The sequence below is a fragment of the Methylobacterium sp. P1-11 genome (assembly GCF_008329595.1).
In the GTDB taxonomy this organism is placed as follows: domain Bacteria; phylum Pseudomonadota; class Alphaproteobacteria; order Rhizobiales; family Beijerinckiaceae; genus Methylobacterium.
In genome coordinates this window covers 1-22,670 of record NZ_NPKS01000057.1, presented here as the reverse complement: position 1 = coordinate 22,670, position 22,670 = coordinate 1, and the positions used below count along the sequence as shown (strand labels likewise).

The window sequence follows — 22,670 nt, the reverse complement described above, 5'->3', positions numbered from 1 at the left end:
CGAACGCCCCAGGAATTCGCCCTGGCGGCGGCCCTGCAGGCCGCCGAATGAGATCCGGAAGCTCACCTTCCGGCCGGACCAAAATCCGGGGGACCCTCAACCATGCAGTCGCCTCACATCTGGCCCGGTCCAAAATACCGGTCAGGTCACCCCACCCCTGCGCAGTGCCTCCGGTAGGCAGTGCGTCCGCCGCACCCGCGCCGACACCCGCAGAAAGGCCACGAAGTTCTCCGCCTCATCGAGGCACATGCCGCACGCAATAGTGGCATGGTCCCGCATGATCGTGTGGGTGCCGTCGCCGGCGAGCTTCACGCTGATCCTGGGCATGCGCCTCTCCTGGAAGGATCTTCGAAGACGCATGGATGGAGTTAGCGCCTCAATCTAACAATGACTTCGGCGGCGTCTGGTTCGCACTCGTGGTTGCGCCATGCCGCACCCGTAGTGCTCGTCGTGCTCGCGTGAGCACGAAGAAGGCGGCAAGGGCCGCGCCGTTGATGGAGAGCGCCCAGCCGTAGCTGTTGAGCGCCTGCCCGTACATTGGTCCGCCGATGGTGCCGAAGCCGACGCAGACGCCGAAGATGGTAAGACCTGCGAATAGGAGAGCGAAGAACAGCATGACCATCTCCCGCCAAGAAAGGTGAAGCACCTATAGGTCGAAGAGGCGGACGAACTCGCACGGCGTGTACTGCACGCCTTCCCCGTCTGCGATCAGCACGTCGGCATAGCCGGTCCAGATCAGCTCGGCCGCCTTCGTTAACGCGCCGATCGCTGTGTCGTAGTCGATGAGGATCGGCCCTGTCAGGTTCGAGCCGGTAACGATGAAGGTCATACCGACCTCCGTCCGCTTAATGCACTCTGCGGCTCACAATATGCCTCTCCGCAGGCTTTCACCAGGGCGTTGAGCCGCAGATCCTAGGTGCGATGGCAACGGTCTATTGCAAGGCATCGCCTGAGCTTGGCTTCCAGCCCGTCTAGCTCGCGCACAACCATCGAAGCGGACTGCCATGCCTGATGCGCTGACCCGCTCTGATCCTCTTTGAGGCCGTGCTTGGCGCAGCGTTCCGCATCCGTAGCGTGCTTCAAGGCCCGCTCCACGGCACCGAGCGGGTCCTGGATATCAGCCTCGGTCATGGCGAGACCTCGTTCGCCATACTGTCCGGACGCATGATGCCACGGAATGGCTCTACCCGTCCTACGACCCCTGCAGATTCTCGCCGGGCCTGATCGGTTCAGGTCGCCCGCTGCCCCTCGGCAGCCTTTCGCGATGACACTGAATCTCCGGCGACGGCTTTGCGCCGTCGTGCCAGCTCGACTTTGAGGCTGCTTCGCGCGCGTGACAGACTGATCAATCGGTGCAACACTCTCTCGAACAAAAACACACAACGGCGAAGCCGAGCGATGAAGGGGGCGCGGAGGAAAACCGTGCCGCATTACTTCTTCGACGTTCAATCACCGAGAGGGGTGGTCTGCTGGGACCATCAGGGCCTTGATTGCTCCGATGACAGCGCCGCGCTGTCACTCGCGCGCCACGGGGCTGGCTTCACCTCGTCAGGCGATTGCGAGCGCAATCCACAGCTCAAGAGCTACCGCTTCGCCGTAGCGGACGCCGATCATAAGCTGCTCTTCACCGTGCCCTTTACGGACTTGCTCCCTGATGAAGAGCCTGCTCCGGTGGTGCGGAAGCGTCACTCTCGCACTTCATCGCGGCATCCTGGAGCGCACGCCTGAGTGAAGGTGCCCTGTCGGAGTCGTCGCTGGCTGGACAGAAGGTCCAGCTCACCACGGACTGCGGCAAAGCCAAACGCTGGATATTCAGGCCGCAGCGAGGCCTCGGCGTCTCACCCTGGACCAGAGCTGTCAAAGCGGCCGTTGCTGTCTCGTAGCAGCCGAGAAGATCCTGTTCGAAGATGACGGCAAAGCAGCTTCGCCTGCCGATTCGGGTCCATTCGATGCGGAATACCCCCTGAGGGGTCTCGTAGAGCCAGCAGCCACTCAGCATCGACGCCTCCTCCAGAATTTTAGTAAGGAAACGTGGAATCGGGAGCAGAAGTTCAGCCGGCGATAGGCATATCTGCGCTGTAACCGGCCCGGATCTTTGGAAAGCCACATAGGTCGAGGCCAGCCACCGCTTGTCGTCAGCCTTTCTTGATCCATGAGCCTAATACCACCGCGTCGCGTTCGACTGCAGAGCGGCGGCATTAGGCGCTTGCCGATCGCGACGCTGGTCGCGATGGGGCATTCGGGGATGCAGACTGTAGATGTCCATGACCGACATGGTGTGGTCAGGCTCAAGCCGATGTCCGCTTCTGAGAAGCCGACGAACGCCGCTGAATGGCCGTAGGGGGCGCAAAGCCGAAAGACCGGTTTTGCCCCCATCGGCGATCCGGCATGGCATAGTCTGGCCGAATGCCCCCGGTCTGGTTCCGGCGACTGAAGCCGTGAAGCGGACATTCGATACGGCTCGGCCGGCGGGCTCAAGGTGATCTTTCTCCGGACTTCGGTTGGGCATCGGCAGCTCCTTCACCCGTCAACGCGCCACCCGCCCACACATCGCAAGCCGCCCGGGGACGTGTTCTGAGAGAGAAACCGGGCAGCCATCTTTCGATGGAGCACCGGAATTTCGTGGATGTGATCTACCCTGGCTTCGTGCAAGAATAGACCGGGCTGCACGTCGTGTTTCGCGAGAGCGAGCAAGCAATGGCCAAAGTCGCGCCTTTAGCGCTCCACGTTCCAGAGCCAGCGGTCCGGCCGGGCGGGGTCCCGGATTTCTCCAGCGTCAAGATCCCCAAGGCCGGGACGGTGCCGCGTCCCGACGTCGATACCGGTTCGGAAGCGATCCGGGAACTGGCCTTCTCGATCATCCGCGTCCTGAATCGGGAGGGTGAGGCGGTGGGGCCGTGGGCCGGCTTGCTCAGCGACGATGAACTCCGGGACGGCCTGCGGGATATGATGACCCTGCGCACCTTCGATGCGCGAATGCTGGTCAGCCAGAGGCAGGGCAAGACGTCCTTCTACATGCAGCATCTCGGCGAGGAGGCCGTAAGCTGCGCCTTTCAGAAGGCCCTCGCGCCGGGAGACATGAACTTCCCAACGTACCGGCAGGCCGGACTCCTGATTGCGAGCGGTTATCCGCTGGTGACCATGGCGTGTCAGATCTACTCGAATGCGAGAGATCCGCTGAAGGGCCGCCAGCTGCCGGTTCTGTATTCGTCAAAAGAGCATGGGTTCTTTACGGTATCGGGGAATCTTGCCACGCAATATGTGCAGGCGGTCGGGTGGGCGATGGCCTCCGCGATCAGGGGGGACACGAAGATCTCGGCGGCCTGGATTGGGGACGGCTCGACGGCCGAGTCAGACTTTCATGCCGCACTCGTCTTTGCGTCCACCTATAAGGCCCCCGTCGTGCTCAACATCGTCAACAACCAATGGGCGATCTCAACCTTCCAGGGCATTGCCCGGGGCGGGGCCGGAACCTTCGCGGCGCGCGGCCTGGGCTTCGGCATCCCGGCGCTCCGGGTCGACGGCAACGATTACCTGGCCGTCTACGCGGTCGCCAAATGGGCCATTGCGCGGGCCCGGAGCAATCTCGGGCCGACGCTCATCGAGTATGTGACCTACCGCGTGGGAGCGCACTCGACGTCGGATGACCCCTCGGCCTACCGTCCGAAGACCGAATCCGACGCCTGGCCCCTCGGCGATCCGGTCATTCGGTTGAAGAACCACCTGATCCGGCGCGGCGCGTGGTCCGAGGAGCGGCACAGGCAGGCGGAGGCCGAGATCCTCGAGTCGGTGATCGCGGCGCAGAAGGAGGCGGAGAGTTTCGGGACGCTCCATTCCGCCTCGAGGCCGTCGGCGCGGGAGATGTTCGAGGGCGTCTACGCCGAAATGCCGCCGCACCTGCTCCGTCAGCGCCAGCGGGCCGGAGTGTAGGCTATGCCGCGCATGTCGATGGTCGAAGCCATCCGCGACGCGATGGACGTGATGATGGCGCGCGACGAGAGCGTCGTCGTCTTCGGCGAGGATGTCGGCTATTTCGGCGGCGTCTTCCGCTGCACCTACGGGCTTCAGCAGAAATACGGAACGTCACGCTGCTTCGACGCACCCGTCAGCGAATCCGGAATTGTGGGGACGGCCGTCGGCATGGCCGCCTACGGCCTGCGGCCCTGCGTCGAGATCCAATTCGCCGATTACGTGTACCCGGCCTACGACCAGATCGTGTCGGAGGCCGCGCGGCTGCGGTATCGCTCGAACGGCGAGTTCACCTGCCCCTTGGTGATCCGAATGCCGACGGGCGGCGGCATCTTCGGCGGACAGACCCACAGCCAGAGCCCGGAGGCGCTCTTCACCCACGTCTCGGGGCTCAAGACCGTCGTTCCCTCAAACCCCTACGATGCCAAGGGGCTGCTCATCGCAGCGATCGAGGATCCGGATCCCGTGATCTTCCTCGAGCCGAAGCGGCTCTACAACGGCCCCTTCGACGGGCATCACGAGCGCCCCGTCACGCCGTGGTCGAAGCACGCGGCCAGCGACGTTCCGGCCGGCCACTTCGCTCTCCCGCTCGGAAAGGCGTCCATTGTTCGTGCAGGATCAGACGTCACGGTGCTGGCCTACGGGACGATGGTGCATGTCGCACAGGCGGCCGTCGCGGAGACGGGCATCGACGCCGAGATCATCGATCTGCGTACCCTGGTTCCATACGATCTCGACACGATGGTGGCCTCCGTCGCCAAGACCGGTCGCTGCGTGGTCATCCACGAGGCGACGCTGACGTCGGGGTTCGGCGCAGAACTGGCTGCCCTCATCCAGGAGACCTGCTTCTACCATCTTGAGGCACCGGTCGCCCGGGTTGCCGGATGGGACACGCCTTATCCGCACGCGCAGGAATGGGACTACTTCCCCGGGCCGGGACGTGTGGCGCGTGCACTGATCGAGACGGTAGAGGCCTGACATGGGCGAGCACCTGATCACCATGCCCGATGTCGGCGAGGGGATCGCCGAAGCCGAACTGGCCGAGTGGTTCGTAAAAATGGGCGAGTTCGTCCATGAGGACGCCGTGCTGGCCGCCGTCACCACCGACAAGGCGACCGCGGAGGTCCCCTCGCCGGTGACGGGGCGCGTCGTGTGGCTCGGGGCCGAGGCCGGCGACGTCGTCGCTGTCGGCGCGCCGCTGATCCGCCTGGCGGTCGAGGATGCGGGCGATGCCGATCAAATCCCCGACGGCCTCCCCATCACGAACGCGGATCAGCCCTCCCCTGCGCCCGGCCGTGATCCTGCCGCCGGGCATAGGGAGGGTGGGAAGGCGAGCGCGTCGCCGGCGGTCAGGCATCGCGCATGCAAGGCCGGAATCGATCTGGGTCGTGTGCCCGGCTCGGGGCCTTCAGGCCGCGTGACGCACGAGGATCTCGACGCCTATTTGACCGGTGGCGCGCGCGGGACGGGAACGCCAAGCCCCAGTCCGAACACAACGGTCGAGCAGATCAAAGTCACAGGTGTCCGCCGCAAGATCGCGGAGAAGATGACCCTCGCGGCCTCGCGCATTCCCCACATCACCTATGTCGAGGAGGTCGACGTCACGGCGCTCGAGGATCTCAGGTCCGCGCTCAACGCGAACAGGCGCGCGGAGCGATCGAAGCTGACGCTGCTCCCGGTCCTGATGCTGGCTCTGGTGAGAGCCATCGCCGACCATCCGCACCTGAACTCGCTCTACGACGATGAAGCCGGCATCCTCCACCAGCACGGCAGCGTGCATATCGGCGTCGCGACCCGGACCCCCGCGGGTCTCGTCGTTCCCGTCGTCCGGCACGTGGAGGCGCGGGACCTCTGGGACTGCGCCGCCGAACTGAACCGCGTCGCGGAGGCGGCCCGAACGGGCTCAGCGACGCGGCAGGAATTGAGCGGCTCGACGATCACCGTCACCTCGCTCGGTGCCTTGGGCGGCATCGCCTCGACCCCGATCATCAACCATCCGGAGGTCGCCATCATCGGCGTCAACAGGATCGCGATACGGCCGGTCTGGAACGGGGCGGCGTTCATCCCGCGCAAGATGATGAATCTGTCGTCGAGCTTCGACCATCGCGTCATCGACGGCTGGGATGCGGCTGTGTTCGTCCAGCGGATCAAGACGCTCTTGGAAACGCCGGCTCTGATCTTCGTGGATGCGTAGCTCGGCACCGCCTCGTGCCGGATGCTTGCCCTGAGGCCATCCCGCCCGCACGCGGTCCCGGCCTCACGCCTTGCCCGGAGGGACGCCCCGGTCGAAGCGCTCCAGCAGCCGCTCGGCGCGGCGCAGGTGGGGACGGTCGAGCATGGCCCCACCCTGCCCGATCACCCCCGTCCCCGGCGAACCTGCGAAGGCCGTGACCACGGCCCGCGCTTCGGCCAGGGCCGCCTTGGAGGGCGAGAAGGCCGCGTTGATGATGGGAATTTGGGCCGGGTGGATCGCCAACTTCCCGACGAACCCGTCCCGGCACGCCGCGCGGCATTCCCGTTCGAGCGCCGCGAGGTCCCGATAGGCGAGATGAACCGTGTCGATCGCGTCTGTCTCGGCTGCGGCCGCCGCGAGCAGGGTGAGATCGCGCGCCAGGCGATACGGACCGGTCCAGGCGCCGGTCCCGTCGCGGTTGGTCTCGGCCCCCAGATCGGCGGAGAGATCCTCCGCCCCCCAGGTGATCCCGCAGAGACGCGGATGCCCCTCGGACAGGGTCGTCAGCGCGAGGACGGCGCGGGCCGTCTCGGTGGCGATGGGCAGGATCCGCGTCGCGCCGGCAGCGATGCCGCTGGCGGCCTCGAGCCGGTGGATATGTGCATCGAGCGCGCGGATGTCCGCGCTCATGACGGCTTTGGGCAGCACGATGCCGTAAGGTCGCGCCGGCATCACCGCCGCGAGGTCGTCCTCCGCCCAGCCCGTCCCGAGCGCGTTCACGCGCACGAAAACCAACGGCCCCCCGGCGGCGCTCCCGACCTCCTTCAGGAACGCGGCGGCCTGCCGGCGCGCCGCCGCCTTCCCACTCGCGGCGACCGAATCCTCCAGGTCGACGATGAGGGCGTCGGCACCGGCGTTCAGCGCCGTCTCGAGCTTCCGCGGGGCGTCGCCCGGAACGAACAGCAGCGCGCGCATCGGCGTCACGCTCCGCTCGTTGCGGGCCGACGCCGCATGAAAGCCTGCCTGCGGCACTCGGCAACCAGAACGTCGTCCTGCCGGTAGGCCCGGTGAATGAGATCGACGATCCCCGCATCGGCGCGGGAGCGCGAGACGCGCTTAGCCGCCACCTCAGTGGTCACGCGGATGGTGTCGCCCTCGAAGAGCGGGGCCGGGAAGCGCACCTCGGTCATGCCGAGATTGCCGATCGTGGTGCCCAGCGTCAGGTCGTTGACCGCGATGCCGATCATCAGCCCGAGCGTGAACAGCGAGTTCATCAGCGGCCGACCCCACTCCGTCTCGGTCGCGCAGAAATGGGCGTCGATGTGGAGGGGCTGCGGGTTGAGCGTCATGCTCGAGAACAGGATGTTGTCCGTCTGCGTCACCGTGCGGGTGAGCCGATGGGACAAGACCGCGCCGACCTCGAAATCCTCGAAATAGAGGCCGCCCCGCGGGTGGGGCGCGTGGGAGGAGGGAGTCATTCGGATTCCGCCTGCGTCAGGGTGAACAGGCTGGCGCCCTCGGCCACCTGCAGGCCGGGCTCAGCCGTCACCGCGCGGACCGTACCGTCTGCCGGTGCGGTGAGCGTGTGCTCCATCTTCATCGCCTCGATGGTGCCGAGGCGCTGGCCGCGCGTGACACGGTCACCGGGGGCGACATGGACGGCAACGATCCGGCCGTGCATCGGTGCGGTGACATCACCTGCCTGCGCCGTCTGCGCCGAGGCGGCCTCCGCCGGATCGGGCGCCTGAAGGCTGATCTGGCGCCCCCCGTGCAGGACGAGAATCCCGCACCCGGTGGGCACGACCTCGATCATCCGGTCTTCAGCCGCGCGGGCCGGACAGGCTTTCCCCCGGTAGCGGACCTCCGGAGGGCCGCACGCGCCGGGATCCGGCCAGACCAGGGTGACCTCGTCGCGCCGACCGTCGATCCGGAGCGGCCAGGGCTGCCGGCGCGGCGCGCCGAGCTGAAAGCCGTCGGCGCAATCCCAGGGTGAAGCCGTCCTGCCCTCCATTGGCTGCGGCTCGAAGCCCAGCAGCGCCAGCACCCCGAGGCCGATGCAGGCCGGGTCGATGTCCGACGGGAACTCCGCGAGCCTGTCCCGTTGGCGCTCGATCAAGGCGGTGTCGTACCGGCCGGCCTGGACGGCCTCGGACGCGGTCAGGCGCCGCAGGAAGGCGAGGTTCGTCCGCGGTCCGGCAACGCAGGTCGCGTCGAGCGCCCGACGCAGGCGCGCGACGGCTTCAGCGCGCGTTGGGCCGTGGGCGATCAGCTTGGCGATCAGCGGGTCGTAGTGAGGGCCGACGACGTCGCCGGCACGCAGGCCCGTATCGACGCGCACGGCCTCGGGCAGGCGCAGCGCGTGGAGTCGCCCGGTCGAGGGCAGAAAGCCCACCGCCGGATCCTCGGCGTAGAGCCGCGCCTCGATCGCGTGCCCTTCGATCCGCAGATCGTCCTGGCTTGCGGGAAGCGGCTCGCCGGCGGCGATCTTGAACTGCCACGCGACGAGGTCGAGGCCAGTAATCGCCTCGGTGACCGGATGCTCCACTTGGAGACGGGTGTTCATCTCCATGAACCAGAAGCTCTCGGGCGTGAGGGCCTGGTCTCCAGCGGCGATGAATTCGACCGTTCCGGCGCCGACATAATTGACCGCCCGGGCGGCATCGAGGGCGGCCTGTCCCATCGCCGCGCGCACCGCCGCCGTCATACCCGGCGCGGGCGCCTCCTCGATGACCTTCTGATGGCGGCGCTGCAGGGAACAGTCGCGCTCGAACAGGTGGACCGCGCCGCCCTGCGCGTCGCAGAAGACCTGAACCTCGATATGGCGCGGGTTCGGCACGTACCGCTCGAGCAGGACCTGCGCATCGCCGAAGGCGCTCACGGCCTCGCGTCGCGCACTCTCGAGGGCCTCGGTGAAGGCCGTCGGCTCATCGACGCTCCGGATCCCCTTCCCGCCCCCGCCGGCGACCGCCTTGATGAGCAATGGGTAGCCGACAGTCTCGGCCTCGGCGCGCAGGGTGTCGCTCCCTTGATCCTCGCCATGATAGCCGGGGACGACGGGCACGCCGGCTGCCGCAACAAGCGCCTTGGCGCGATGTTTCAGGCCCATGGCCCGGATCGCGGCGGCGGACGGCCCGACGAAGACGATGCCGGCCTGCCCGCAGGCTTCCGCAAGGCCCGGATGCTCGGACAGGAAGCCGTATCCCGGATGGAGGCAATCGACCCCGGCCCGCAACGCGGCCTCGACGATCCGGTCGATCCGCAGGTAGGAATCCACGGCCGGCGCCGGCCCGATCGGGTGGGCTTCGTCGGCCAGGACCACGTGCAGGGACGTGCGGTCGGCCTCCGAGTAGACCGCGACCGTCCGCAACCCGAGGCGCCGCGCCGTGCGCAGGACCCGGCACGCGATCTCGCCACGATTGGCGACGAGGACGGAGGTGAGGGGCCGGGTCATCGGTGGGCGCCTCACATCCGGAACAGGCCGAAGCGCGTCTCGTCGACCGGTGCGTTGAGGCAGGCCGACAGAGCCAGCCCGAGCACCCGCCTGGTCTCCTCGGGCAGGATGATACCATCATCCCAGAGCCGGGCCGTGGCATAGTAGGGCGAGCCTTCCGCCTCGAACGCGGCGCGGATCGGCTGTTTGAACGTCTCCTCGTCGCGGGCGCTCCAGGTTTCGCCCGCGGCCTCGATGTTGTCGCGCCGGACGGTGGCGAGCACGCTCGCCGCCTGCTCGGCGCCCATCACGGAGATGCGCGCGTTCGGCCACGAGAACAGGAACCGGGGCGCGTAGGCGCGCCCGCACATGCCGTAATTGCCGGCGCCATAGGACCCGCCGACGAGAAGCGTCAGCTTGGGGACGGCGGCGGTAGCGACCGCCGTGACGAGCTTGGCGCCGTTGCGCGCGATCCCGCCGGCCTCGGCGTCGCGCCCAACCATGAAGCCGACGATGTTCTGAAGGAACAGCAGGGGAATGCGCCGCTGGCAGCACAGCTCGATGAAATGCGCGCCCTTCAGTGCGCTCTCAGAGTAGAGGATGCCGTTATTGGCCAGGATTCCCACCGGTATGCCCCAGAGCCGCGCGAAGCCGGTGACGAGGGTCGTGCCGTAGAGCCGCTTGAACTCATCGAATCCCGACCCGTCGACGATCCGGGCGATCAGCTCTCGGGCATCGTATTGTTTGCGCAGATCGACCGGCACGATCGCGTCGAGGTCGCCCGGATCGAGGCTGGGTTCGATGGGCGGCCGGATATCCAAGTCCGGCTGCTTGCGGGTGTTCAGGGTGCCGACGATGCGGCGCAGGATTGCGAGCGCATGCGCGTCGTCGGCGGCCTCGTGGTCGGCGACGCCGGACAGCCGGGTATGGACCTCCGCGCCGCCGAGTTCCTCGGCCGACACGATCTCGCCGGTCGCCGCCCTCACGAGGGGCGGGCCTCCGAGGAAAATCGTGCCCTGGCCGCGCACGATCACGCTCTCATCCGACATGGCCGGCACGTAGGCGCCCCCGGCCGTACACGAGCCCATGACGCAGCTGATCTGCGGAATACCGGCCGCCGAGAGCCGGGCTTGGTTGTAGAAGATGCGGCCGAAATGATCGCGATCGGGAAAGACTTCCGCCTGCTGCGGCAGGTTGGCACCGCCCGAATCGACCAGATAGAGGCAGGGTAGACGGTTCTCGCCTGCGATCTCCTGGGCGCGCAGATGCTTTTTGACCGTCAGAGGATAGTAGGTGCCACCCTTGATCGTCGCGTCGTTGCAGACGATCATGACCTCGCGGCCGGAGACCCGGCCGATGCCGGCGATGAGGCCGGCCCCGTGGATCTCGCCGTCATAGAGTCCATAGGCGGCCAACGTCCCGATCTCGAGGAACGGCGAGCCCGGATCGAGCAGCTGCACCACGCGGTCGCGCGGCAGCAGCTTGCCGCGCGCGCGGTGCCGGGTGCGGGCTTTCTCGGAGCCGCCCGCGGCGACCATCGCGCGGCGTTCCTTGAGGGTGCTGCGCAGATCGGCCCAGGCTGCCCGGTTCTCGGCGGCAGCCCCGGAGGACAGGTCGGCGCTGGTGCCCAGGATCGCCACGCTTCACCTCAGCCCGGGGCTCGGGCGAACAGCTCGCGCCCGATCAGCATGCGGCGAATCTCGCTGGTGCCCGCCCCGATTTCATAGAGCTTGGCGTCACGCAGCAGTCGGCCGGCCGCGTAATCGCTGGTGTAGCCGTTGCCGCCGAGGAGCTGGATGGCATCGAGGGCGCACTGGGTCGCCCGTTCGGCCGCGAACAGGATCGCCCCTGCCGCATCCTCGCGCGTGGTCTCGCCCCGATCGCAGGCCCGTGCCACGGCGTACACATAGGCGCGCGCGGCGTTGGCCTGCACGTAGATGTCGGCGAGCTTGCCCTGGACCAGCTGGAACGCGCCGATCGGCTGGTCGAACTGGCGCCTCTGGCGGACGTACGGCGTCACCACGTCGAGGCAGGCCCGCAGGATGCCGAGCGGACCGGCCGCGAGCACGACGCGCTCGTAGTCGAGGCCCGACATCAGCACGCCGACGCCGCCACCGACCGCCCCGAGCACGTTTTCCTCCGGTACTTCACAATCCTCGAAGATCAGCGCCGAGGTGTCGGAGCCGCGCATGCCGAGTTTGTCGAGCTTCGGCCCGGTCGAGAAGCCGCGGAAGTCCCGCTCCACCACGAAAGCGGTGATGCCGTGCGCGCCGGCCTTGGGATCAGTCTTGGCATAGACCACGAACGTGTCCGCGACGGGCCCGTTCGTGATCCACATTTTGGAGCCGTTGAGTCGATAGCGGTCGCCACGCTTCTCGGCGCGCAGGCGCATGCTCACCACGTCCGATCCTGCCTCTGCCTCGGACATGGCGAGCGCACCAACCCGCGTTCCCGCGATCAGGGCCGGGAGGTAGCCGCGCTTCTGCGCCTCTGTCCCGTTGCGTCGAATCTGGTTGATGCAGAGATTCGCGTGCGCACCGTAGGAGAGACCGACGGAGCCGGAGGCTCGCGACACCTCCTCCATGGCGACGCAATGCTCCAGATATCCGAGCCCGAGCCCGCCGAACGCCTCCTCCACTGTTATCCCGTGCAGCCCCATGGCGCCCATCTCGGGCCAGAGGTCGCGCGGGAAGGCATTGCTGCGGTCGATCTCGACCGCGCGCGGCGCGATCTTGCTTTGAGCGAAGGTGCCCACGCTATCGCGAACAGCGTCGGCGACTTCACCGAGACCAAAATTGAAGTCGCGTGCGTCGTCCCGGATCATCGGTTTCCTCCCCACGGGGCGGGTCGGAATTATAAGCCCAAGTCCCGCCGTAGGGGCTACCATCCTTAAGCAGAATCGTGCGCCGACGCACCGGAAACGGCGCGTTCGCGGAATGCTGGGGACGACGGCCATGACCGCAGACGATGTGCTCAGTTACGTGCACGGAGGCGACACGACGCCCCTGATCGGCCGTACAATCGGGCAGATGCTCACGCGCGCCGCCGCGTTGTGGCCCGGTCGCGTTGCCCTGATCGCGGACGGCCAGCGGCTGAGTTGGGCCGAGCTCGACGACCGCGCCACGAGTCTGGCCGCCGGCTTTCTCGCCCTCGGGCTGAAGGTGGGCGATCGCATCGGGATCTGGTCGCTCAACAATACCGCCTGGGCGCTCACCCAGTTCGCCGCCGCCAAGGCGGGGCTGATCCTCGTCACGGTCAATCCGGCCTATCGGCTGACGGAGCTTGAGTTCGCCCTGAACAAGGTAGGATGCGCGGCGCTGGTCACCGCGGCGCGGTTCAAGAGCAGCGAATTCCTGGGCATGGTGAATGCCCTGGCTCCGGAGCTCGCCTCCGCGACTCCGGGCGCTCTGCATGCCGCGCGCCTGCCCGCGCTTCGGCTCGTGCTCCGGATCGGACGTGAGCCGACACCCGGCACGCTCGCGCTCGAGGACGTGGCGGATCTCGGGAGCACCGGGCACGGAGCGATCGCCGCTCTGGGCGAGAGCCTGCAATGCGACGATCCCGCGACTATCCAGTTCACAAGCGGCACCACCGGCGCGCCGAAGGGCGTGGTGCTGTCGCACCACAACATCCTCAATAACGGCTACTTCGTCGGGCGGACGATGTGCCTTGGCCCTGACGACCGGATCTGCATCCCGGTGCCGCTCTATCACTGCTTCGGCTTGGTCATGGGCAACCTCGCGGCTCTCACATCCGGTGCGGCCATGGTCTACCCGGGCGAGGGCTTCGACCCTCTCGCGACGCTGCGCTCCGTCGCCGATGCGCGCTGCACGGCCCTCTACGGGGTGCCGACCATGTTCCTCGCGGAACTCGATCACCCGGATTTCGACACGTTTGACCTCTCGAGCCTGCGGACCGGCATCATGGCCGGTGCTCCGTGCCCGGTGCCGCTGATGCAGCGTGCCATCGAGCGGATGAACCTTTCCGAGATGACGATCTGCTACGGGATGACGGAGACGAGCCCAGTCAGTTTTCAGAGCGCTGTCGACGATCCGTTCGAGCGTCGCGTCTCAACGGTCGGACGCGTGCACCCGCATCTAGAGGTGAAGATCGTCGACGTGTCCGGGCGCGTCGTCCCGCGCGGCGTGACGGGCGAACTCTGCACCCGGGGCTACAGCGTCATGCGCGGCTACTGGGAGGAGGCCGAGCAAACTGCCGCCGTGCGGGATGAAGCAGGCTGGCTGCACACGGGAGACCTTGCCATCCTGGATGAGGAAGGGTTCTGCCGCATTGTCGGGCGGATCAAGGACATGGTGATCCGCGGCGGCGAGAACGTCTATCCACGCGAGGTCGAGGAGTTCCTCTACCGTCATCCCGCGGTCCAGGATGTTCAGGTTTTCGGCGTGCCAGATCCCCGATATGGCGAGGAGGTCTGCGCTTGGATCCGACTTCGGCCCGGCGCCTGCGCGACGGCCGAGGATCTGAGAGACTTCTGCGCGGGCCAGATCGCCCACCAGAAAATCCCGCGCTACATCGAATTTGTGGACTCATTTCCGATGACGGTCACAGGCAAAGTGCAGAAGTACCTGATGCGCGAAGCGATGATCGACAAAATGTCTGACAAGACGATGATTGATCATCGCATGGGCGATACCTGACCCCATCGGAGGCATGCTGGAGATCATCAGCCATCCATCACAAGATCTTCGACACTGCTCTTAACGCGATTGCGGCGTAATGCCGAGGAAGGACACGGTTCTGACTTTCGCTGCCGTCGACACGATCGTCAGTAAGCGCGAGTACAGGCTGGCGACGGTGCGTCCGACCCGCACGACAGAGACCAGAAAGGTCAGGACGCGGGGTGCCACGAGGTTGAGCATGAGCTAACTTGACGCTGCGCGGTCATCGCGGCGTGAAGCAGCTCGGAAAGAAGCTGGCGGACAATCGGAGCGAAGCCATGAGGTTTGTCGCACGCCGCAGCTGTTATCTCGTCGACCTCACTGCCGTTCTGTGTTCGTTGGCAACAGTCACAATGGCCGACGATGGCCGTGGCCTGCGGCGCGGTGGGGACCCGCAGCAGATCAGCATCTCCGGCCTCTCGTCCGGCGCCGCGATGGCAGTCCAATATGCGGTGGCCCACTCCAGCACTGTCACGGCTGTGGGGGCTGTCGCTGGGCCGCAATGGGCCTGCGCTGGTGGAAGTCTGTCGCGGGCGGCTAATGCCTGCATGTGTGGCCGCGGACGCGCTCACCCCGACGATCGACGCGGCCGATCGCTTTGCCGCCAGAGGAGCGATCGACAATCTCCCCTCTGGAAAGCCGCAATCCCTGCGCCGGTCGTGGGTGTTCCAGAGCCCTGCCGATGAAACCGTCACAGCAGCGTCGGGTGGAGCGGATGCAGTCTTTCTGACGGCCTTTATCGGCTCGGAACCGGAACTCGACCGCGGCAACGCCGCCGACGGAAGTGACCGGGCCGGACATGGCATCATCTCACCCGGGGGCACGGATGCATGCGCCGACGACGGTACGGAGGCAAGCTTCATCCGGCGATGCGGCGCGGAGGACAACCCAGGCAAGATGTTCCACGCGTTGTTCGATGCGCAGGCATCATACGATCCGGACCAGCGGGCGCCGCAAGTCCCAGCATCCGAGGTGTGGGCCTTCGATCAGCAGCACGTCATCGAGCAGGTAAAATCCAGCCATCCTCCCCTTGCGAATGACTACTTCAATGCTTTCTGGTTTTGGTGGCCGAACAAGAGCGCGCGACGCAGCAATCTCGATATGGCCTCGACTGGGTACATCTACGTGCCGCCCTCATGTCGTACCGTGAGCAGCGCCTGCCGCGTCCACATCGCGCTCCATGGCTGCAAGCAGGACGCCCAGCAGTTCGCGCAGCTGGCCGGCTACAACGAATGGGCGGAGCGCTACAGAACCATCGTCGTCTATCCGGCAATCGCGCCGAGTGAGGCGGTACCCGGAGCCGTCTGCCGTATGCCAGCTGTCGACGGCGTGGCCGACGCCGCCTGGATCGAGCCGAACCCGAACGGCTGCTGGGACTGGTGGGGGTATCTCGACACATCCTCGAACAAGGGGCGCTATCTCACGAAACAGGCGCCACAGATCCGGGCGCTCGAGGGTATCATCGCCGAGGTGATGGCGCCTGGCCCGAACTGAACGCCTGCAGCGGACAACCAGTCTTGGGACGTTCGCCTTCGCGTGTTCACCATCACTGCGCCAGAAGGTTCTGCATATACGAGAGACCGGATCAGGAATTCCCCGGTCAACTGTTACCGAAACTCAGGTTTTCAGAACGATGCAGGCGCCACCCACGGTGTGGATTTTCGCGCATAGCGCGTCAGCCTGCTCCCGGTTCTGAGCCGGTATGCGGATCCGGTAGAACGCTTGCGTCCCACGGCTGCGCAGCCGCGTCCCGATGACCATCGGACGCACCTGCCCGATGACCTTGGCGTAGGTTGCCTGCGCCTGCGAGAAGCTTCGCAGCGCGAGGGCCTTGGAGAAATTGGCGGCCATCTGAATGCCCCAGGGCCCCCAAGGCGGCGGGACCGGCTTCTCGACAGGGCCAGTACCGTGGCCACGGGCATACCGGTTGTCTCCCGACGGTGGACGCTCGGCGAACTGGCCGGCCCGGGACGGGATTTGCAGGGCTGCCGTCACTTGCAAGCAGGTGTGCAGGGTTTCCTCTCGCGGCGCTCTCGGCGTCTCCGCAGCTTCGGCCTTGCGCTCTGCATCTTTCACCTTCGCGGCAGCCAGCCCCGGGGGAGCGGCCTTCTGCGATTCTCTGGCGGGTCTGCTGGCCCCGTCCTGCGCTCCGGCCCGCTTGGCCTCTGACGGGGCAGCCTCATCGCTCGTTCCGCCACGCCATTCCTCGGCCGGGCTTCCGGTGATCCGGAGCACGTAGGCGCGGGTCTCGGCTGGCAAGTCGCCGCTGCCCGCCAGCCAGTTCGTCACGCGCTGTGCGCCACCATTGTAGGCCGCAGCGGCGAGCCCTAGATTGCCGAAGTGGCGTTTGAGGTCCGCGAGGAGATGTGCCGCGTGCGGGATCGCCTGTTCGGGGTCGAACGGGTCGAGCAGGCCGCGCTCCAGCGCGGTCCCGGGCATGAATTGCGCAACCCCTTGCGCGCCAGCGGGACTCACGACGCCGACGCGGAAGCTGCTCTCGCGCCAGATCAGCCGCGTCAGAAACGGTACCGGCAAGCCGCGGGCCTTGGCGGAGCCCTCGATAAGGCGGCAGAGCGCCTGCTCCACGGTCTCGGTCGAGCTCTCAGGGAGCGCAGCGCAGGCGAGCGTCGCGAGAACGACGATGCTGAGCGCGACTGCCGGTGTGAGGAGTAGCTTTGGCATGATCAGGACGCGGCTGTAACGCGTCCCGCTGGAATTGCGATCCGTTGCGCGTTGACGTGCTCGACAGCCGCGAGGGGATGCCCAGAGCCGCCCAACCCGGTACAGCGACCGCCAGATCCAATCGGCTAAATGTCGGAAGGAGAACGCGGCGTATGATGAGCACGCGCGTCGGCCGTGCGGCCCCGTGCTGCACGGCCTGCCACCGCACCGTTGGTGACCACGACCTTGGTCGTGCCCGGCCCAACTGATCGCACGAGCGTGAACAGCGCGGCAGCATGCGACGGCGCGAGCCGGACGCACCCGTGCGACGCCGGTCGCCCGAGCTGGCGTGTCGCGCGGCTGCTGTGGATGGCGTGCCCGGCCGCCGTGAAGAAGATCGAATAAGGCATCGGGGCGTCATCCCACTCCTTGGAGTAGTGCAGCTTTGCCAGCCACAAAGGGCGGAACGTGCCTGCCGGTGTCCTGTAGGGCGCTCGTGCCGTTGAGACCGCCCAGGAGTAACGGGGCTTCCCATCAACCGTCACCCGCATGCGCTGAGCGGCCTTGTCAACCGTGATCAGTACCCGTGCAGGAGCCGCAACAGCGGGCCTGGTGACCTCGCCAGCCGGCAGCGTTCCGGGCGGGTGTTCGGAGGCAGGAGTGAGGGGGCTCGCAGGCTCGGGGACCATGGCTGCTGAGAGTGGCACCTCCGGTGCGTCAACCGTGGTCGGGGGAGCTGTGGTCGAACTCGGGATGGGTGTTCTGTGGGTGGTGCTTTCCGGCGGTTCCGGAGAGGAAGCGACAACGGGTAGGATCCCGGGCGCCGCCGGGGGCCTTGTCTCGTTCGCGTCGAAGGTGCTGCCTGCAGCATCGCCTGATGCAGCGGGCGGGTTGCGCAATTCAGGGCCGGGTGCAGGATTTTGCAAAGTGACGGCTTGCTCTGCTGACGCGCCGGGAGGAGTAGCGCTCGCCGCCGTAGATCTTTGTTGATCGAGCTTCCGCTGCGCGTTCAGCTTCGCAGCTTGCTCTGATTTCTCCTTCTGCCGTCGCTCCGCTGCCTCACGTGCGAGCCGTTTATCTAGCTCTAGGCGATCACGTTTTGCCTCTTCTAGAACCTTGAAGGGATCGACGAACTGGGCGGAAGCTAGGTTCGCGCCAGCTGTCGTGAGGATGCACGATGCAATCAGCAGTTTGATAACCTGCATCGTTCGTCTCCGGCGGAAACACCAAGCGTGGCCGTATCAACATAATCGGCCCTTGAAGCCAAGGTTCCGGACACGACCTGGCGAAGCGGTATCGAGAGCTGTGAGACGGGGACTAGCGTCGCGGATTGCCTCCAGCGGCAACGTTGCGCGATGCTTCGTAGGCCATCCTTATGCAAATGGCTGATCGGGGCGGATTTTGTTGAAAAACTCCAAGTCTGCATTTCAGGCGCCATTCGAGGCGGCGCTCTGGAGAATGTTCATCTCTCGTCGCTGGCACAATCCCACTACTGCGGCGAGCTTCGGGCAACTCGATAGCAGGACTTTCTCCGTCTGGAGCGCTCGGCATTGCTGCTTCGGCCCAGTCTCGAGTTTTTCAACGAAATCGGCGGATATCGTCCGCTTTCGGGGCATGGATACGGACGGCTGAATGGCCGGGTTGGGCGCATTGCGGAACGTCCGGTTTCGGGGGAAGCGTTTCGGGTTGGTGAGATCTCACTCTGAAAGTGACGTGCCGGGTTGCCGCCGGGCCTTAAAAATTATCTCGCCACCTCAATGACATAGGTGTTCGCATTTTTTTCAGACTGGCGCGCCAATCTTCTCAATGACTCAGCAGGGATCGACCCTGGTGTAGAAGTTGCCAGTGTCACCAAGGTGTCACTGGCGCTTTCCCAAAGCGCGTCGCTTCTCTGCTATCTGCTCGCTTCTGCCCGCAGCCGCCCTTCTCGCCACTATGATGTCTTCCAGACCCGCGCAGGATGCCACTGCGAAAGCCGAGCTGGCCCCGACTGGCACGCTCCGAGTCGGCCTGATCGAGGCGCCGACCGCGGGTCTCATCTTCGTGAGCCGTTCGATGGACGGGAAGCCTGAAGGCGTCACTGCCGACCTAAGTGCCGATTTCGCACACAGGCTTGGGCTGCCAATCGCCGTCACCCTATTCCCGAACTCGGGCGCCGCGGCCGCCGCCCTCCAGGCCGCGGCGATCGATGTCAGCTTCATGCCGGTCGACGCGACCCGGCGGCAGGTGATCGATTTCGGGCCGGGCTATTACGACCTGGAGAGCACCTATCTGGTCAGCTCCGGGTCGGGCATCACCGACGTGGCGCAGGTGGACCGACCGGGCCTCCGGGTCGTGGCGATCGAGGGCACGACGACGTTCCGCGCCTCCGCCCGCACGCTGACCCGGACGCAGCCCCTCCCCGTCCCGTCCGTGGCCGAGGCGGTCGCGCGCATGCGCGCCGGGCAGGCGGACGCCTTCGCCCTCTCGCGCGACACGCTGCGGCCGGTGGTCCTGCAGGTCCCAGGCTCCCGGGTCGTCGCAGGCGGCTTCCAGCAGACGCAGGTCGCCGTCGCCATTCCGAAGGGCCGACCTGCCGCCCTCGCCCGCGTCACGGCATGGCTCGATGGGGCGAAGCTCACCGGCGTTGTCCGGCGGATCTTCGATGCCCGCGGCTTCCGCGACGACGCGGTCGCGCGCTGACGGATCGATCTACGTCAGAGCAATCCGCAGCGCGGAAAAATTCGCAGAAGTGGCGCTGAGGCCGATGTGCTGGTGACGGCCTGAGTCGGTACCCTATCTCGGCCGGACATTGGCCAATGAAGAGGGCATATGTCTCACTTCCCAACGACCCGCTACACTACCACTTGAAGACATCGCGGAGTGGTTCGCGAAGCAGAAGGACCTGCGTGCAGATTGGCGGCGCGATGTTTTGTTGCACGCAATCAGGCGTCGGCGGCGTAGTACCGCAGGATTAGATGGGGCTGGCTCTGTCATTTCGTCCAACCTTGTGGCTTTCAAAAGCCACTATCATGAACATATAAATAAGAACTGCCCTGATTTTCGATCATCTCCTCAGCCGGGCGGGACTAAGGAACTCCATTTTTACGGGATTGATTTTCCGCCGATTATTTCTATAAAGCATGGTTTTGCGCAGTCACAAGTGGTTTTAATATTCGGTAAAAGATGATAAGAAATAGATGTCGCTCTTATTCACGAGAATGAGTTGGCGGAGGGCATGTGGCTTACCTCGCATCCGTCTGCATTGCATCTTGTGGTCGACGTTGAGCCAATCTATTTAGGCAAGCCGTTTGCTAATCAAGCCGATCTGGTGAATTTGGCTATTGATGCGGCCAGAGGGCTGCTGCCATACGCATTGATGGTACAGCAGGCGCCCGCGCCGGCGGACTGAGCCTATCCGCGGACGCCGCCATGCGCCTCAGCGCCGGAAGGGGCATTCGCCAGCAATCTTATAGGTATTGATCTCGCGCAAAAACCCGTCAGTCTAATCTCGAGCTTATACTCACAAGTGGAGAGGTTCGCGGTGGTCGAGATCCGTATGTCGGAGGGCAACGACGGCCGCTGGACGGTCTACGCGCCGGGGCTCGTGGTCACCGATCTGACGCACGAGGAAGCCGAGGCGTTCGCCGCGAGCTACCGTCGCGTCACCGCAGCCTGATCGAAAATGCCCCGCGCGGCGGTGCCGGCGGGGCTGAAGGTTTAGGTCTCGAGCCGCGGCCACAGTAGCGGCCGATCTAGAAGTGTACCCCCTCATTTGAGAGGCGGACGGCTCGAAAGAAACTGCCCTGCCAGAGCCGGGCGCGCTTCTCACCAGAGGCCGTAGCGTCAAGCGGCCTTCTTCGACTTGCGGCCCCGAGCCGGCTTCTCGGCTGGCGCAGCTACCGGCTCAGCCGCCCTCTTCCGGCCGCGGGCCTTGGGCGCCTCCGCAACTGTCTCGTCAGCGGCAGCAGCCTTCGGGGCCGCGTTCCGTCGCTGCTGGCCAAGACCCGCACTTTTAGCGAGCGCGGATCGCTGGGCCGAGTAGTTGGCTGCGGTAGTCGGATAGTCGCGCGGCAGGCCGAAGCGCTCCCTGTACTCCTCGAACGTCATCCCGTTGCCGGTCAGGTGACGCTTGAGCGTCTTGTACGGCTTGCCGTCGATGAAGCTGATCAGCGCGTCCGGCGTGATGGATTTCCGGATCTGAGACGGGGTCGCTTTCTCCACCGTAGGCACGGCCGAAGCAGAGGTGCCGGTGAGCCCGGATAGAGCCGCATGAACCTCGGCCAGAAGGGCCGGAAGGTCGGCCGGCCGAACCGAGTTCTTCGACACGTATGCCGCAACGATGTCCGAGGTGAGCTCGATGAAGTTGGTCTGTTCCGCCGCAGGGATTGTTGTGCTCTCGTCCATTTGTATCTCCTCGATATGCTGCCGTTACGAACGGGGTCATCGAGGATTTTAGTCAAGTGGTGTTTTCGGGTTTCTCGCGAGTTTGATCAGATATCTACACGTTCCTGGCAGATTGCTGATTTGTATCTCCGGCCGCGCTCCCTCGACTCCAGTAGGACAGATCCGCTTTTGTGCCGGGTATCGATATGCCCATATCTGCTGTCAGGCCGCCGCGACCATCCAGCAGTTCGCGCCTGGCAGCGACGACGTGCTACTCGACGGCGCCCCCGTCGCGTCTCTGGTGCATGAGGTCGGCTGCAACAACGCTGTGCGTGGCTGGCTCGTCGAGCGAGGCCGAGCCGGGCCGCCTCACCGAGGTGGAGGGCATCGGACCCAAGCGCGCCGCCCGCATCGTCGCCGGATGGGCCGAGCAGAAGGCGGTGCGCGAGAACATGCTGTTCCTGCACGGCGTCGGGACGGCCAGGGCAGTGCGGATCTTCAAGACCTACGGCCACGAGGCCATCGCGGTCATGACCGAGGATCCCTACCGTCTAGCCCGAGACATCCGAGGGATCGGCTTCAAGACTGCCGACGCCATCACGATGAAGCTCGGCCTGACCAAAGAGGCGCCGCGCGCAGGGTGTGCCGCCCTGGCCAGAAATCGACCTCACCCGGGCGCTGCCATGGGTGGCGGAGAAGATTGGCAAGACGCTCTCGCCCTCGCTGGAGGCCGCCGTGCGCCTCGTGCTCGGTGCGAAGCTCACGGTGGTCACCGGTGGCCCGGGCGTGGGCAAGACCTCGACGCTCGATACGATCCTGCGGATCCTGCGAGCCAAGGGCGTGCGGGTCCTGCTCGCAGCTCCCACGGGCCGGGCCGCCAAGCGGATGAGCGAGCAGACCGGGCTTGAGGCCAAGACCCTTCATCGACTTCTCGAGATCGACCCGAAGCACGGCGGCTTCTCGCGCAACGAGGAGAACCCCTTCCCCTGCGACCTACTCGTCATCGACGAGACCTCGATGGTCGACATCCCGTTGATGAACGCGCTGACGAAGATCGCCAACGCACGCCGAATCGGACGTTCGGCTTGCGCCCATCCCGGCCATTCAGCTGACTGTGGCGACTTCCCGTAAGCGGACTTTGCAGGCTACGATCAGCCAATAGCGCTCCGCGGTGTGCTTCAGGCCGCATGCACTCGGTCTAAGTCGGATCGCGGGTGCGGGGCGGCCTGATGGATCGGCTCCGGGACGGGAAGGGGCTGCGCGGATGTCGGTCAGCAGGGTGGACCTCGTGGACGCGGGCACGCCGGAGGCGCTCGTCAAACGCATCCTACAGGCCGAGCCGAACCTTCCGGTGCCCGTGCCGATCCAAGAGCTGTGCGCACGACTCGGCATC

The 22,670-nt window shown here is 65.8% G+C and carries 21 protein-coding genes and 1 pseudogene; 10 read left to right on the top strand and 12 right to left on the bottom strand.

Annotation, left to right across the window (positions count from 1 at the left end; all coding sequences use genetic code 11):
* Positions 1 to 141: 141 nt before the first annotated feature.
* From CIW48_RS31455 to CIW48_RS33625, 4 genes are all read right to left on the bottom strand, one after another.
* Complete coding sequence (locus CIW48_RS31455; RefSeq protein ID WP_149314288.1) at positions 142 to 327, bottom strand: hypothetical protein; 186 nt, start codon at positions 325 to 327, stop codon at positions 142 to 144.
* A gap of 49 nt (positions 328 to 376) precedes the next feature.
* Positions 377 to 616, bottom strand: coding sequence for a hypothetical protein (locus tag CIW48_RS31450; RefSeq protein ID WP_149314287.1), 240 nt, complete (start codon positions 614 to 616; stop codon positions 377 to 379).
* Between the two features lie 30 nt (positions 617 to 646).
* The gene (locus CIW48_RS31445) at positions 647 to 829 is read right to left on the bottom strand and encodes a hypothetical protein (RefSeq protein ID WP_149314286.1); all 183 of its coding nucleotides are present in this window, start codon (positions 827 to 829) and stop codon (positions 647 to 649) included.
* 83 nt (positions 830 to 912) lie between these two features.
* Complete coding sequence (locus tag CIW48_RS33625; protein ID WP_173009465.1) at positions 913 to 1,131, bottom strand: hypothetical protein; 219 nt, start codon at positions 1,129 to 1,131, stop codon at positions 913 to 915.
* 291 nt (positions 1,132 to 1,422) lie between these two features.
* Here CIW48_RS33625 and CIW48_RS31435 point away from each other — a divergent pair, with 291 nt between their 5' ends.
* The 4 genes from CIW48_RS31435 to CIW48_RS31420 all read left to right on the top strand — a co-directional run bounded on the left by CIW48_RS31435 (position 1,423) and on the right by CIW48_RS31420 (position 6,163).
* Complete coding sequence (locus tag CIW48_RS31435) at positions 1,423 to 1,728, top strand: hypothetical protein (RefSeq protein WP_149314285.1); 306 nt, start codon at positions 1,423 to 1,425, stop codon at positions 1,726 to 1,728.
* A 969-nt stretch (positions 1,729 to 2,697) separates the two neighbouring features.
* Entirely contained in the window at positions 2,698 to 3,930 is a 1,233-nt protein-coding gene (locus CIW48_RS31430; protein WP_149314293.1) for a thiamine pyrophosphate-dependent enzyme, read from the top strand.
* A 3-nt stretch (positions 3,931 to 3,933) separates the two neighbouring features.
* Positions 3,934 to 4,947 (top strand): alpha-ketoacid dehydrogenase subunit beta, encoded by a 1,014-nt coding sequence (locus CIW48_RS31425; RefSeq protein WP_149314284.1) that lies wholly within the window; start codon positions 3,934 to 3,936, stop codon positions 4,945 to 4,947.
* A 1-nt stretch (position 4,948) separates the two neighbouring features.
* A complete protein-coding gene (locus tag CIW48_RS31420; protein WP_149314283.1) occupies positions 4,949 to 6,163 on the top strand; it encodes a dihydrolipoamide acetyltransferase family protein in 1,215 nt (404 codons plus the stop codon).
* Between the two features lie 63 nt (positions 6,164 to 6,226).
* On the opposite strand, the gene CIW48_RS31415 is transcribed toward CIW48_RS31420, so the two are convergent.
* Genes CIW48_RS31415 through CIW48_RS31395 form a run of 5 tightly spaced genes read right to left on the bottom strand, consistent with a single transcriptional unit; the run spans position 6,227 to position 12,396 of the window.
* Complete coding sequence (locus CIW48_RS31415) at positions 6,227 to 7,117, bottom strand: CoA ester lyase (protein ID WP_149314292.1); 891 nt, start codon at positions 7,115 to 7,117, stop codon at positions 6,227 to 6,229.
* A 5-nt stretch (positions 7,118 to 7,122) separates the two neighbouring features.
* Entirely contained in the window at positions 7,123 to 7,620 is a 498-nt protein-coding gene (locus tag CIW48_RS31410; RefSeq protein WP_149314282.1) for a MaoC family dehydratase, read from the bottom strand.
* Positions 7,617 to 9,593 carry a biotin carboxylase N-terminal domain-containing protein gene (locus CIW48_RS31405; protein ID WP_149314281.1) on the bottom strand — a complete coding sequence of 659 codons (1,977 nt, stop codon included), beginning with the start codon at positions 9,591 to 9,593 and terminating at the stop codon, positions 7,617 to 7,619. The genes CIW48_RS31410 and CIW48_RS31405 overlap by 4 nt, the downstream gene beginning before the upstream one ends.
* A gap of 11 nt (positions 9,594 to 9,604) precedes the next feature.
* Positions 9,605 to 11,212, bottom strand: a complete 1,608-nt coding sequence (locus CIW48_RS31400; protein ID WP_246695511.1) for a carboxyl transferase domain-containing protein — start codon at positions 11,210 to 11,212, stop codon at positions 9,605 to 9,607.
* Between the two features lie 8 nt (positions 11,213 to 11,220).
* Positions 11,221 to 12,396, bottom strand: a complete 1,176-nt coding sequence (locus CIW48_RS31395) for an acyl-CoA dehydrogenase family protein (RefSeq protein ID WP_149314280.1) — start codon at positions 12,394 to 12,396, stop codon at positions 11,221 to 11,223.
* Positions 12,397 to 12,526: 130 nt separating this feature from the next.
* Between CIW48_RS31395 and CIW48_RS31390 the strand changes: the two genes are divergently transcribed.
* A complete protein-coding gene (locus tag CIW48_RS31390) occupies positions 12,527 to 14,230 on the top strand; it encodes an AMP-binding protein (protein ID WP_149314290.1) in 1,704 nt (567 codons plus the stop codon).
* Positions 14,231 to 14,803: 573 nt separating this feature from the next.
* Positions 14,804 to 15,745 (top strand): PHB depolymerase family esterase, encoded by a 942-nt coding sequence (locus tag CIW48_RS31380; RefSeq protein WP_246695510.1) that lies wholly within the window; start codon positions 14,804 to 14,806, stop codon positions 15,743 to 15,745.
* Between the two features lie 123 nt (positions 15,746 to 15,868).
* Here CIW48_RS31380 and CIW48_RS31375 read toward each other — a convergent pair whose 3' ends face one another.
* A complete protein-coding gene (locus tag CIW48_RS31375; RefSeq protein ID WP_149314279.1) occupies positions 15,869 to 16,933 on the bottom strand; it encodes a lytic transglycosylase domain-containing protein in 1,065 nt (354 codons plus the stop codon).
* Between the two features lie 125 nt (positions 16,934 to 17,058).
* Positions 17,059 to 18,117 (bottom strand): L,D-transpeptidase family protein, encoded by a 1,059-nt coding sequence (locus CIW48_RS34395; RefSeq protein WP_246695509.1) that lies wholly within the window; start codon positions 18,115 to 18,117, stop codon positions 17,059 to 17,061.
* Between the two features lie 733 nt (positions 18,118 to 18,850).
* Here CIW48_RS34395 and CIW48_RS31365 point away from each other — a divergent pair.
* From CIW48_RS31365 to CIW48_RS34665, 3 genes are all read left to right on the top strand, one after another.
* Positions 18,851 to 19,594 carry a transporter substrate-binding domain-containing protein gene (locus CIW48_RS31365; RefSeq protein WP_246695508.1) on the top strand — a complete coding sequence of 248 codons (744 nt, stop codon included), beginning with the start codon at positions 18,851 to 18,853 and terminating at the stop codon, positions 19,592 to 19,594.
* Between the two features lie 523 nt (positions 19,595 to 20,117).
* Positions 20,118 to 20,303: a hypothetical protein gene (locus tag CIW48_RS31360; protein ID WP_149314277.1), complete on the top strand. Its 186-nt coding sequence runs from the start codon at positions 20,118 to 20,120 to the stop codon at positions 20,301 to 20,303.
* 132 nt (positions 20,304 to 20,435) lie between these two features.
* The gene (locus CIW48_RS34665; protein WP_281407413.1) at positions 20,436 to 20,570 is read left to right on the top strand and encodes a hypothetical protein; all 135 of its coding nucleotides are present in this window, start codon (positions 20,436 to 20,438) and stop codon (positions 20,568 to 20,570) included.
* Positions 20,571 to 20,737: 167 nt separating this feature from the next.
* Here CIW48_RS34665 and CIW48_RS31355 read toward each other — a convergent pair whose 3' ends face one another.
* Positions 20,738 to 21,298, bottom strand: coding sequence for a MucR family transcriptional regulator (locus CIW48_RS31355; protein WP_149314276.1), 561 nt, complete (start codon positions 21,296 to 21,298; stop codon positions 20,738 to 20,740).
* Positions 21,299 to 21,627: 329 nt separating this feature from the next.
* On the opposite strand from CIW48_RS31355, the pseudogene CIW48_RS31350 reads away from it, so the two are divergent.
* Positions 21,628 to 22,324, top strand: a pseudogene (locus CIW48_RS31350) (AAA family ATPase); the annotation flags it as partial.
* Between the last annotated feature and the right edge of the window lie 346 nt (positions 22,325 to 22,670).